We start from the raw sequence: 12830 nt of genomic DNA, 5'->3' as shown, positions 1-12830 counted from the left end.
AAATTCCGATGGTGATGTCATCTTGGATCAGGCTGTTTAAAAAAGGCGCAACTTTGACAAATGCGTCAAGCAGGCTGTGCGTTTGCTGCTCCGTCTGTATACTCATTTCTTTCACTCCTTCTTAATATGGGAATTGCCGTTTTTCATGCTGAACCGAAATCCATTTCAGCGTGGTGAATTCTTCAAGGCTCCATTCACCGTTCAGCCTGCCGAGACCTGATTGCTTCTCGCCGCCGAACGCGACGTTCGGTTCATCATTAATGGTCGTATCGTTGACGTGAATCATGCCGGTTTCGATCCGCTTAGCAAACTCAACGCCGCGCTCAACGTTTGCCGTATGCACGGCTCCGCTTAAACCGAACGGTGTCGCGTTTGCGATGCTTACCGCTTCATCCTCCGTTTCAAATGGCATGATGCAGACGGCCGGTCCGAACAGCTCCTCCTTCGCAATGCTCATCTCAGGTTTCACATCTTTTAAAATGACGGGCTCAGCGACCGTTCCGCTGAATCGGCCGGACAGCACCGGAACCGCTCCCTCTTCTATCGCTTTTTCGACAGACCGTCTCAAACCTTCCGCCTGTCTCTCATTGATTAAAGGGCCGATAACCGTATCAGGGTCCATCGGATCGCCGACTTTCAGCGATGACACTTTCGCTTCGTAAAGCTCTGTAAATTTGTCATATACAGATGTGTGAACGAGCACGCGGTTCGCCGACATACAGATCTGGCCTTGATGCGTAAACCGGCTGAATACGGCCGCATTGACGGCGTATTCAAGATCAGCATCCTCAAGCACGATCAGCGCGCTGTTTCCGCCAAGCTCCAACAGCGGTTTTTTAAAGTGTTTGACCGCAAGCTGTCCGATATAGCTGCCCACTCCGGTTGAGCCTGTAAATGAGATTATCCGCGGGACGGGATGCTCAACAAAGCTGTCGCCGATCTCCCCGATATCCGTCACGATAACATTCAGCAGCCCGTCCGGTACGCCGGCCGCTTCAAAAATTTTCGCGATAAGCGTTCCGCCGCAGATCGGTGTTTCTTCATGAGGCTTCAGCACGACGCCGTTCCCCGCGCCGAGTGCCGGCGCAACAGATTTCATCGAAAGGAAAAACGGGAAATTAAACGGGCTGATCACCCCCACGACTCCGGCGGGTATTCTGTACAGCCTGTTTTCTTTTCCGTCAATCGTGGACGGGAGAATTTTCCCTTCCATCCGCACCGGAAATGTTGCGGCTTCTTTTATCATATTTTTGACAAGTCCGATTTCAAACTCAGCCTTCAGCCGTGTTCCGCCAAGCTCCTCCATGATTAAGTAAATAATCGCTTCTTCGTGCTCTTCAATGAAAGAAACGGCTTTTTCCAAAATGGCCCGCTTTTTAAAAGGGTTTACTTTGTCCCATTCTTGTTTCGCAAGAGCCGCGGCGCGATATGCCGCATCCACGTCATCAGACGTCGCTTTTTGGAATGAGGTGATGACTTTTTGAGTATAAGGATTTCTGTTTTCCAATACGTTCCGGCTGCTCCCATCCCTCCATCGGCCGCCGATAAACTGCTTATTTAGTTCTTCATATTGAAACATGTAAAACATCTCCCTTTCACCGAAACTTGAAATTAGTTGATGAGTCATCTTTTGTATCGGTCTTAAGGTGAGAAAATTGAACTATTTCACAATAAAATTCCCGTTCCTTCCGTGCATCGACGCTTTTTAGCTTTGTCCTTTTAAAGTGGAAAATTCTTTAATTGACTGCGAGAAATTTCGACAATATAATACAAACGTCAGTGTATATAATGATAAGAATATTATGAATTTTCAGGAGGACCCATATGTCTTTACTATTTCGGAAAAAGCCGCTGGCCGACTTAAAGGCCCAGAGCAAACAGACCAGCCTGTCCCGCTCGTTAAGCGCTTTTGACTTGGTTTTGCTCGGAATCGGCTGTGTTGTCGGCACGGGGATTTTTGTGATTACCGGGACTGTGGCCGCGACAGGCGCAGGACCGGCTTTGATTCTGTCGTTTGTGCTCGCGGGCCTTGCCTGCGCGCTCGCCGCGTTTTGTTATGCGGAATTTTCTTCATCCATTCCGATTTCAGGCAGCGTATATACGTATTCATATGTTACTCTCGGGGAGTGTCTCGCGTTTTTAATCGGATGGGACTTAATGCTTGAATATGTCATCGCGCTCGCCGCCGTCGCAACCGGCTGGTCATCCTATTTCCAGTCGCTTCTTGCAGGCTTCGGGCTGCATCTTCCGGAGGCGCTGACCGCCGCACCCGGCAGCAAAACGGGTGCCGTGTTCAACCTGCCGGCCGTTATCATTATTTTGGTCATTACCGCGATTGTTTCAAGGGGCGTGAAAGAAAGTACCCGCTTTAACAATGTCATTGTATTGATGAAAATTGCGATCATTCTGCTGTTTATCATCGTCGGTTTCGGCTACGTGAAACCGGAAAACTGGTCGCCGTTTATGCCGTTCGGAATGAAAGGCGTCATCACGAGCGCCGCGACCGTTTTCTTCGCGTATCTCGGATTTGATGCCGTGTCAAACGCGTCGGAAGAAGTGAAAAACCCGCAGAAATCAATGCCGGTCGGAATCATCGGCGCGCTTGCCATCTGCACCGTCCTTTACATTACGGTATCGCTCGTCCTGACGGGAATGCTTTCGTACACCAAGCTGAATGTCGGAGATCCGGTATCTTTCGCGCTCCAATTTGTCGGCCAGAACAAAATAGCAGGCATTATTTCCGTCGGCGCGATTATCGGGATTACAACGGTCATGCTCGCTCTGCTTTACGCTCAGGTGCGCCTTACATTTGCGATGAGCAGAGACGGCCTTTTGCCCCGCATGTTTTCCAAGGTTCACCCGCATTTTAAAACACCGTTTCAAAACACATGGGTGACGGGGATCATTGCCGCCGGGATCGCAGGTTTTATTGATCTGGGAACCTTGGCGCATCTCGTCAATATGGGAACCTTGGCGGCCTTTACGGTCATTGCGATCGCCGTCATCGTTTTAAGAAAGAAACATCCGGAGATCAAATCTTCCTTCCGTGTTCCTTTCGTGCCTTTTGTGCCGATCATCAGCGCATGCTTATGCCTGTATCTCGCAAGCAGCCTGCCGGGCGTGACATGGCTCGCCTTTGTCATCTGGATCGCCGCCGGGATCGTCGTTTATATGATGTATTCGAGAAAACACAGCTTGTTAAATAAATAAAAAGGGAGGCTCTTTTTTCTGTTTGAGAAAGAAGAGCCTTTTTTGCACTTGATAATTCATTCACCTTATGAATAATATGGTGTATGCTTCGTTTACATAAAAAGGAGGAGAATCACTTTGGCAATTGCCGCCCCGCTTAAAGAAAAACCTGTCCATCGTCCCGAGACAACCATGTATTCTATTTTGTTCATTATCGGGATCTGTCATCTGCTGAACGATTCACTGCAAGCGGTGATTCCGGCGATGTTTCCGATTTTGGAACGTTCCATGAATCTTACATTTACGCAGCTCGGAATTATCGCCTTTACGCTGAATATGGTGTCTTCCGTGATGCAGCCCGTCATCGGCTGGTATACGGATAAACGCCCGATGCCGTATGCCTTGCCGCTCGGACTCACCGCAAGCATGCTCGGCATTTTAGGTCTCGCGTTCGCCCCGTCTTTTCTGACGATTTTATGCTGTGTCTTTTTTATCGGCCTTGGCTCCGCCGTCTTTCATCCTGAAGGATCGCGTGTCGCCTACATGGCCGCCGGCGAAAAGCGCGGCTTGGCGCAATCGATTTACCAAGTCGGAGGGAATACCGGCCAGGCGATGGCGCCCTTGATTACCGCGCTGATTCTCGTTCCGCTCGGTCAATTCGGCTCTGTCTGGTTTACACTTGTCGCCGCAATCGCTGTGCTGTTTCTCATCTATATCGCCAAATGGTATAAAGGCCGCCTTATTCATTTGCGCGCCGTAAGTAAAAAATCACCGGCCTCCGCTGTGCAGACCGTGATTACAAAACCGATTATTCTCGCCCTTATCATGATTATCTTCTTAATTTTCGCGCGCTCCTGGTATGTGAGCGCGATCGGCAACTTTTATACGTTCTATGCGATGAATGCCTATCATGTCAGCATTCAGCAGGCACAGAGCTACATCTTCGTCTTTTTATTTTTCGGAGCTGTCGGAACGTTTCTCGGCGGGCCGCTTGCAGACCGTTTCGGAAAGCGGAACGTCATCTTCGTTTCGATGATAGCATCGGCTCCCTTGACGATTTTCCTTCCGTTTGCGGGGCCTGTCATCGCCTATGGCGTACTGGCGCTGATCGGTGTTGTTCTGATGTCCAGCTTCTCCGTGACTGTTGTCTACGCGCAGGAGCTTGTTCCAGGCAAAATCGGAACGATGTCAGGGCTTACGGTCGGGCTCGCCTTCGGAATGGGCGCGATCGGAGCCGTTGCGCTCGGAGCTCTTATTGATTCAGCGGGATTGACGCCGACCATGACAGCCGTCGCCTTTCTGCCCGTTTTAGGTCTGCTCGCCTTTGTCCTGCCGAGCGACAAAACATTAAAAGAATGGCATTCATAAAAACAATCCCTGCCGAAAAGGCAGGGATTTTATGTTTCAACCGTATAAAAATGAGTGTCAGGAACCGCATACTTCGGAATAAACCCGTCTCTGAAATCAGGAAACGCTTTTTGAATTTCATCAATCCATTTTTTTACGTTTTTGATGTACGGCACGTAAATCATATTGACTGTCGCCTCGTCATCAATGTGATAGTACCAGCACAGATTGAATTCGTTCTCCGTGACGAGCGTAAAGCCTGAAAAATGATAAAAAATCAGCGGGGTGTCATTGACATATACAGCCCCGCCGCGCAGGCTGACGTCATATTGCTCAATATTCCACAGCGCCGCATTCGCGCCGATCGACTCCGTGACATGAACGTCTTCAAACTGCGCGGGCCACTTTTCAACATACCTTTGGTCACCGTATGTCTTTTTTTCTTCATTCATCTCCACCGTACAATAGGAGATGCAATCCTGTCTCCACTGCCAGACCGCCCGATACGCTTCCCCGGTATTCCGCGCGCCGACAAACCCGGTGTTGTACTGCCCCGTCAGCTTGTAATAAGACGCAAACCGTTCTGAATTGCGGTGATCCGTCAGAAAAAGGGAAGCATCCGGCTTTTCCGCAAACAACTCGCCCGCATCTGAGAAGAAAAAGAGATCGGTGTCCAAGTGGGCAAAATATTCGGCTCCATCATACTCCGTCATCACATGGAACAGAAATGCCGGTTTCAGCGTCCAGCAATATTCATGAAACGTCCGTCCGCCCTTTGCTTCAAGCAGCTCCGGGTCCTCCATTTCATGGAGCTGAACCGCCGTGACATGTTCCCACGGCACCTGCTGAAGCAGTTCGTACGCTTTCTGGTCGACACACAGCACATACAGATGAAAATCCCGGCAATGCTCATGGAGAGAATGAATCATCGGCATCAGTTTAAAGATATGCGTTCTGGAAACAATGGTTGAAAAATGATATTTACTCACCATATCACATCCAATTTATTTAAGATCCACATGCAGTAAATCAGCAGCCAGCGCTTTGAACGCCCTTGCAAAGTGCGTGACGCCCAGCTTTTTTTCCGCTTTTGCCAAAAGCTTTCCGACCTCCGGCAGATTGAAGCTGTTCGCCGTGATCCGCGGGCTTTTCGTCTTCCAGTCCGGGTCGAGGTTGCGGTCTTTAACCGCGTGCAGCAGCTCGAGAAAAATGTGCAGCAGGCTTTCATATTTCTCATAATCAAGCAGCACTTCGATGTCTGCCATCATGCTGTTGGTTAACTCCGCGTCAAACGGGCCGTTAAACGCGAGGTGCACGTCAAGCGAACGAATGTCATTGTACTTGTCGCACATGTACGCGATATTCGCCCTGATATCATCAACGGAAGCGCAGTTGCTCGGATGCTCCTGATGGACGCTCATGATATCGCGCCGCAGCTGAAATCTCATTCCCGACTGATGAAGCCTGATGCCGAGATCATAATCTTCAAAGCCGTATCTGACAATGCCTTCATCAAACAGCCCGAGATCTGCCACGTGCTGTCTCTTGACTGACGAATTGTTCGTAATGAAAAAACGCCACGGCAGACGGTAGCCTTTCAAATCATCTCCGTATTTTTCCAAAATGCTTTTCAGCACACGGATAAAGTCGGTATCTAAATCAAAGCATTGGTCAAGAAAACTTCCGTCTCTGATGTCACTTTCATCAAGGAGCGGCTCTTTATCGCCCGGCAGCTCTTCATACAGTTCGGCGAGTTTCTCTTTATGCTCTTTTTCAAAACGGTCATAATAAAAGCTGTAAATCCGCTTCCAGAACATACCGCATACGACTAAATCGTCCCGGTTCTCATGAGCCTTGATATGCTTCGCCACCAAATCCTTTTCGGCAAGCATGTCGCTGTCATGGAAGATCAAAATATCGCCTCTGGCATTGCGGACCGCCTGATTCCGTCCGTAAGCGATCCCTCTGTTTTCTTTAATTCTCACAAAAATCAGCGGAAAATTCGCGCTGAATGATTCAAGCATGGATAAGGTTCCGTCTTCCGAACCGTTGTCAGCCACAATCACTTCGAACGGCTCTGTGCATTCCTGTTCATTCAGGGACAGCAGGCTGTTATAAAGCCGCTCCTTGGAATTATATGCGGGAACAATGACGCTTGCCTTCACTTTTCGTTCACTTCCTGTATATGATCATTTATTTGTTATCATCCTCAGATGCAAAGCCGCTGAACTCCGGGCAGACGGCGCTGACCGTCCCGATCACCCGCTTCAGAATGTCCTGATAAAGCTGATGGACAAACGGCAGGTCGGTCCGGTCCGTCTCATGAATCTGCCGAATGTCGCCGGCTGTAACGATCCGGTATCCGCTGAAATGATAGAAAATCAGCGGACTTCCGTCTTCGAGCACAAGACGCCCGTCCTTCCATGAAAACGTGTGGCGGCCGTAATTCCAATGGCCGATATTCACGCCGGGCGTGGTGATGTCACACACATTCGGGAACAGGCCGGACATGTAATCCAAGTAGCCTTGATCTCCGAATTTTCCTTCGCCCGGCGCATTTTTGCATTCTTCCAGGCAGCGTTCTTTCCACCATCTGAGACAATCTGTGCCGGCACTGTCGGTTTTGAAGCTGAGAAAACCGGAATTATACCGGCCTAAAAGACGCTGCAGCATGTCGATTTCCTGTTTTCCAAATGAGGGAATGACGATATCGCCCCGTGACAGAAGCACCGAACAATCCGGCTGATTGTCAAAAATCGCGCGCGGATCAGCGAAGAAAAACAAATCGGCATCAATGTACGTGACACGCTCTAATTCCGGATGTCCGTCCAGCACGAATTCGAGAAATACCGGCTTCACCGTCCAGCAGTATTCGCTCTGATCCCTCGTCCGCTTCAGTTCAAGGAGCTCCTCATTTTCCAGTGCGGACACCTGAATCAAGGTGACATTATCCTGCCGCATTGCCTGAAGCACGTCATAGGTGTCTTGGTCCATACACAAAGTAAAAATGGGGGCGTCCGCCTGAACCGCTTTCAATGAGCCGAACAAAGCGATAGCCTGATACAGCCTTCCTTTTGATAAAACTGTGCAATATGCGCTTGTCACGTCTTTCTCTCACCTCTGTTTCTGTTACTTTTGAAAAAAGGCTTTATACCATTTGATCGTTTTTTCCAATCCTTCATCAATGGTATGTGCGGGTGTCCAATTCAGAAGCTTCCTCGCCTTTTCCGCCGATAAATATTGGTGCTTGATTTCATGGCTTCCCTGGTTGAGCACTTTCGGCTTGAGGTCACTGTCCATGGCCTTAAGAATTTTTTCTACAAGCTCCAGCACCGTCAGCTGAATCTCATTGCTGAAGTTGAACGCTTCTCCCGCAAGATTGAGCTCCTCCATCTTTTCCGCCAGCAAAAGGTATGCCTCGACCGCATCCTCGATGTAAAAATAATCACGGATAAATGTGCCGTCGCTGCGGATTTCCGGCGCTTCACCGTTCAGCACGAGCTGAATCGTCTGCGGAATAATCCGGTTGAAGTTCAAATCTCCGCCGCCGTACAAGTTGCCGCAGCGCGTAATACAGACCGGAAGTCCGTACGTATTAAAATATGTGTGGCTTAACAAATCGGCACAGCTTTTTGATACGTCATACGGATGTTTGCCTTGAAGAGGCATGTTTTCATCGTACGGCAGTGTCGGCTGGTCGCCGTACGCTTTATCACTGGACGCGACGATCACCCGCTTGATGAGCGGATGCCTGCGGCACGCTTCAAGGATGTTCCATGTGCCAAGAATATTGGCTTCAAATGTGGAAATCGGATTGCGGTTTGCGACGCCGACGATCGCCTGAGCGGCTAAATGAAAGACCGTGTCAATTTCATATTCGCCCAGCGCCCGCTCAATCACATCCAGATCTTCAAGCGCGCCCTGCACGATATTCATTTGCTTCACTTGTTCTCCCTGATACAGGTTCGACTTGGGTACAGTGTCACGGACAAGTCCCGTCACATTGGCCCCCTGATCGATCAGTTCCTTCACCAAGCAGCTTCCTAAAAGACCTGTACATCCCGTCACAAACACATTTTTATTTTTCCAGAAACTCAAACTTGATCACCATACCTTCCATACATGTTGTCCCCGGTCCCACATCTTGTTGATTTCCAGCAGGTTTTTATACGTATCGATCGCCGTCCAGAAACCGTAATGCCGGTATACCGCCAATTCGCCGTCTTTCGCCAGCTCTTTCAGCGGTTCTTCTTCAAACATGACATCCCTGTCTTTCGGCAGATACTCAAATACCTTCGGGCTGAGTACGAAAAATCCGCCGTTGATGATGCCGTCACTCGAGGTTTTTTCAGAAAAGCTTTTCGCCATGCCGTCTTCAACCGTCAACGTTCCGAATTGCGAGGACTTTTCTATACCGGTGACGGTCACCGCTGCCCCTTTTGATTGATGATAGCTGATCAGATGAAACAGGTTGATGTTGGCCAGTCCGTCCCCGTACGTCATAAGAAAGGTTTCATCACCGATGATGTCCTTTGCCTGTAAAAGCCGCCCCGCTGTCTGCGTGTGTTCCCCCGTGTCTAAAAAAGTGATTTTCCACGGCTCGGATTTTCCCAATATCCGTACTTCTCCGGTAGAGCTGTCCAGCGTCATGCTGTGATTCTTCCAGTCATAATCTAAGAAATATTCCTTAATCATCTCTCCTTTGAAACCAAGAAGCAGGATAAATTCGTTCACGCCATAGTATTGATAGAGTTTCATAATATGCCATAGAATCGGTTTGCCGCCTATCATGGCGAGCGGTTTGGGACGTTCATTGGTGATTTCGCTCATTCTCGTTCCTTTTCCGCCGCAGAGAATGACTGCTTTCATCTCTACCCCTCTTCTCTGTGAATATTGGATTCGAAACCGCCCGTATAAGAGAAACAACCCGATAATTTGTCCGATTCTCTATCACCGGTTTCAAAATCTACTGTAAGATATGAGAGATTGGCGCCCTTTGTGACCAAAAGCTCTCTCTTTTTTCAGATTGGTGAAGATACACACAAAAAAAGAGCCTCACGGAAATTCCGTAAGGCTCTTTCTATTATTTATTATCCTGATTCAGCTTTTCTTTGCCGTAATGATATTTAGACGGATCAACCGGCGTAAAGTCGCTCAATTTGTGGAATCTGAGCAAGTCTTTGTACATCACGCTGTCAGACAGCTTCAGCTGCTCTGTGACTCTGGCTTTCAGGTTTTTCGTTTCCTGATTGCCTTTCAGTTCTTTTCCTGTCTTCGTATCGTATACGACATTGGAGATGGAAGTATATTTCGGCGTGACGTAATCTCCGTTACGGAACGTCACCGTATCATCATGGTCTTTCGAGAAGAGATCGGTGCCGAAATTAATATATTTCTTAGAATCGATGCCTTCCAAGTGAAGGATCGTCGGCACAACGTCCATTTCACCGCCGTACGTATGGTTCACCCCGCCTTTTTTGCCGGGGATGCGAAGCATAAGCGGCACACGCTGATTCTGCGCGTTTTGATAAGGCGTAATTTCTTTGCCGAGAATTTCTTTCATCGCGCGGTTATGGTTTTCAGAGATTCCGTAGTGGTCTCCGTAAAGCATAATCACCGAGTTGTCATATAAACCGGATGACTTCAGATCTTTAAAGAACTGTTCAAGCGCCTCGTCGAGATAACGCGCCGTCTGGAAATAGTCATCCACAGTCGCGTCGCCCGTTTTCGCTTTTTCGATCGTTGCGTCTTTTTCATCAAGCGTAAACGGATAATGGTTCGTCAGCGTCAGCAAATGCGCGTAGAACGGCTGTTTCAGCGATTGAAGCTTCGGAATGGATTCTTTGAAGAATGGTTTATCCTTCAGTCCCATATTGACAAGGTTGTCATCAGACATATCGTATGTGCTGGCGTCAAAGAATTTATCGTAGCCGATATGTTTGTAAATCTGGTCACGGTTCCAGAATGATTTGTAGTCACCGTGTAAAACGGCGCTTGTATAGCCCTCACTTTGGTCAAGGATGGCAGGAAGCGATTGATACGTGTTTTCCCCTTTTGTCACGAAGGCTGACCCTTCAGGCAGTCCGAACAGACTGTTATCCATCATCAGCTCGGCGTCAGATGTTTTACCTTGGCCCGTTTGGTGGAAAAAGTTATCAAAGTACGTCATGTCCTCTCCGCCGCGGGCGAGTTTATTCAGGAACGGCGTGACTTCTTTTCCGTCAAGTTTGTAGTTGATCAAAAACGATTGGAAACTTTCCAAGTGAATCTTAATAATGTTTTTGCCTTTGGCCTTGCCGAAATACTCGGCGTTCGGCTTCGCATAATGCGACGATGTGTAGTTTTCAACGCTCGTCAGGTCATCGCTGCTGGCATATGCCCGCTGGGATTCCGTCTGCGCCGTCTGTACGCCGTCATAAATCGTGTAATTATAAAGGCCTAAGTATTTTACAATGTAATTGCGGTCAAACGTTCTTGTCAGCAGCTCCGGGCGGTCCTCTTCGGCAATCGCCAGGTTCACGAAGAACAAAACAATACCCGTCACGATAATTAATGACGTATACCGTTTTTTCAGCTTGAATTCCTTCAGCTCACGTCTCCACACCAGAAGTGCGATTAAAATAATAATATCAACAAAGTATAAAATATCATGGCCGGACATAATGCTGAAGATGCCGTCTCCCATATTTCCCACATTACCGGATTGCTTTAAGTTCGGGAATGTCAAGAAATCATCGAAGAATCGATAGAATAGGATATTTGCATACAAAATAAACGTCATGATGAAATCAATAATCACCATGATAATCGCTGATTTGCGGCCTTTCGCAAACAATGCCAGTCCTAAAAAGAAAATGGCGCTTGAGAACGGATTGATCACAAGCAGAAACTGCTGCGTCGGACCCTTCACCCCAAGGTTGAATTCAGCATGATAGGCTAAATACGTTTTGGCCCAAAACAAAATAATAGCCAGTACAAAAAAACTAAGTCTGTAAGAAAATAATTTCTTCATGGCAACCTCTACTTTCCTAAACACTTTAAATCTGTATTCTTACTTTTTGCTTCAATTCCTGCTTTCCGAGCAAAACGAAAGCATCACACAGCCCCATAAACACACCATTTAAAAAAACGATATATTTATCATTCGTGTCATGCCCATTGAACATCTTATCCCGCCAGCCATTAGACGCAGGATATCCGTTCTTCGTTTCACATTTTTTTCTGGCATTAAAAGGTACCGTATCAGACCCGGTCTGAAAATAGGAGATACCAAATATAAGAATAACACAAACTTCTAAAAACGAAAAATGAATATCAAAGACAGCCGCCCAACAGGCGGGCTGAAGTTATTGTATGCAAAGGGGCTGAAAAACTTGAAGGTTTTTTTTGCTGATGTAAAAAAAGGACTGGAGTCATCCAGTCCTTTACCTGTCAAATTATCGCTTAGACCCTAAAGATATACAAAAATGCTTTCTTCACGTTTACCTTTTGTTTTTTATAATCCAACCATGCAGCAGAGCTGGCATTTGTGACTGCTTAAACTGTTCTCCAACACTGGTCCTTAACGCGTCTTGCAAATTTCTGTTTCTCATTAGCGAAAAAAATTGTGAACTGGTTTCATCAAACCCGCCAATAAAGGAATTACCCACCTGAAATGACACCCCATGTTGTTCTTTGGTCACAACATGCAGCAGCTGTTTAAATTCTTCCAGTGTTAAAGAAGCACGGTATTGATCTTTTAAATAGGCTTCTTCCTCACGAGATTGCGCTGTGTTAAGGCCCTCTCCCAAACTGTTCCTGTCCAAGTCTACAATATAGATACATGATTGATCTGATAATAGATGGATGAGTGTATTTACAATAGCAATAGGATTCTTAAAGAGTCCAAAACATAGATGTATGAATATAATGTCTTGCTTCTTAGACACATATTGCATAATATTTTCTGCATTTGAACATATAAAAGATGCATTAATACCGAGTTTTTTTGCTGAAGAAATTGCTTGGGCAGAGGAATCAATACCTGTCAGTTCGATCTTTTGAAACCGACTGTTCAAATATTGAATTACTTGCCCCTGTCCGCAACCAATATCTAATACAGAATACGGCTCTCTATTAAATTTACTGGAGTAAAACGACAGAAATGTTTCAATTGAAATACTTCTAATGGATGAGGTTTCCCTCTCATCATACCGAAAGCTCACTTTACTTTTCTCAGGATGAGAAAACCATGTTTGTGCTTGAATTCTGTTGGCTTCTGACTCTCTGACAATTGTTTCAATTTCCATATAACT

10 protein-coding genes are annotated in these 12830 nt (G+C 47.2%); 2 read left to right on the top strand and 8 right to left on the bottom strand.

Annotated features, from left to right (window positions below; all coding sequences use genetic code 11):
• Positions 1-121: 121 nt before the first annotated feature.
• The gene (yfmT, locus tag D5S11_RS13360) at positions 122-1579 is read right to left on the bottom strand and encodes a benzaldehyde dehydrogenase (RefSeq protein WP_007408954.1); all 1458 of its coding nucleotides are present in this window, start codon (positions 1577-1579) and stop codon (positions 122-124) included.
• 245 nt (positions 1580-1824) lie between these two features.
• On the opposite strand from yfmT, the gene bcaP reads away from it, so the two are divergent.
• Both bcaP and D5S11_RS13350 read left to right on the top strand, forming a co-directional pair.
• A complete protein-coding gene (gene bcaP / locus D5S11_RS13355; RefSeq protein ID WP_108725114.1) occupies positions 1825-3210 on the top strand; it encodes a branched-chain amino acid transporter BcaP in 1386 nt (461 codons plus the stop codon).
• A 117-nt stretch (positions 3211-3327) separates the two neighbouring features.
• Positions 3328-4557, top strand: coding sequence for an MFS transporter (locus D5S11_RS13350; protein ID WP_094032616.1), 1230 nt, complete (start codon positions 3328-3330; stop codon positions 4555-4557).
• A gap of 29 nt (positions 4558-4586) precedes the next feature.
• Here D5S11_RS13350 and D5S11_RS13345 read toward each other — a convergent pair whose 3' ends face one another.
• The 7 genes from D5S11_RS13345 to D5S11_RS13315 form a co-directional block, all read right to left on the bottom strand.
• Complete coding sequence (locus tag D5S11_RS13345) at positions 4587-5525, bottom strand: putative nucleotide-diphospho-sugar transferase (protein WP_032871781.1); 939 nt, start codon at positions 5523-5525, stop codon at positions 4587-4589.
• A 15-nt stretch (positions 5526-5540) separates the two neighbouring features.
• On the bottom strand, positions 5541-6701 hold the full coding sequence (locus tag D5S11_RS13340) for a glycosyltransferase (RefSeq protein WP_020955479.1): 1161 nt from the start codon (positions 6699-6701) through the stop codon (positions 5541-5543).
• 28 nt (positions 6702-6729) lie between these two features.
• Positions 6730-7641: a putative nucleotide-diphospho-sugar transferase gene (locus D5S11_RS13335; protein ID WP_007408949.1), complete on the bottom strand. Its 912-nt coding sequence runs from the start codon at positions 7639-7641 to the stop codon at positions 6730-6732.
• Between the two features lie 24 nt (positions 7642-7665).
• On the bottom strand, positions 7666-8634 hold the full coding sequence (locus D5S11_RS13330) for a GDP-mannose 4,6-dehydratase (RefSeq protein ID WP_020953934.1): 969 nt from the start codon (positions 8632-8634) through the stop codon (positions 7666-7668).
• 6 nt (positions 8635-8640) lie between these two features.
• Positions 8641-9405, bottom strand: coding sequence for a glucose-1-phosphate cytidylyltransferase (locus D5S11_RS13325; RefSeq protein WP_108725115.1), 765 nt, complete (start codon positions 9403-9405; stop codon positions 8641-8643).
• Positions 9406-9619: 214 nt separating this feature from the next.
• Positions 9620-11548: a lipoteichoic acid synthase gene (gene ltaS, locus D5S11_RS13320; RefSeq protein WP_003155677.1), complete on the bottom strand. Its 1929-nt coding sequence runs from the start codon at positions 11546-11548 to the stop codon at positions 9620-9622.
• Positions 11549-12017: 469 nt separating this feature from the next.
• The gene (locus D5S11_RS13315; protein WP_108725116.1) at positions 12018-12824 is read right to left on the bottom strand and encodes a class I SAM-dependent methyltransferase; all 807 of its coding nucleotides are present in this window, start codon (positions 12822-12824) and stop codon (positions 12018-12020) included.
• Positions 12825-12830 lie beyond the last annotated feature (6 nt).

Source organism: Bacillus sp. L75 (assembly GCF_003676355.1).
Taxonomy (GTDB): domain Bacteria; phylum Bacillota; class Bacilli; order Bacillales; family Bacillaceae; genus Bacillus; species Bacillus velezensis.
The sequence above is the reverse complement of the archived record's forward strand: the minus strand, read 5'-3'. Positions and strand labels throughout refer to the sequence as shown.

Excerpts from the sequence above, each read along its gene's own strand:
- yfmT (WP_007408954.1), bottom strand. The coding sequence starts at position 1,579 with ATGTTTCAATATGAAGAACTAAATAAGCAGTTTATCGGCGGCCGATGG.
- bcaP (WP_108725114.1), top strand. The coding sequence starts at position 1,825 with ATGTCTTTACTATTTCGGAAAAAGCCGCTGGCCGACTTAAAGGCCCAG.
- D5S11_RS13325 (WP_108725115.1), bottom strand. The coding sequence starts at position 9,405 with ATGAAAGCAGTCATTCTCTGCGGCGGAAAAGGAACGAGAATGAGCGAA.
- ltaS (WP_003155677.1), bottom strand. The coding sequence starts at position 11,548 with ATGAAGAAATTATTTTCTTACAGACTTAGTTTTTTTGTACTGGCTATT.
- D5S11_RS13315 (WP_108725116.1), bottom strand. The coding sequence starts at position 12,824 with ATGGAAATTGAAACAATTGTCAGAGAGTCAGAAGCCAACAGAATTCAA.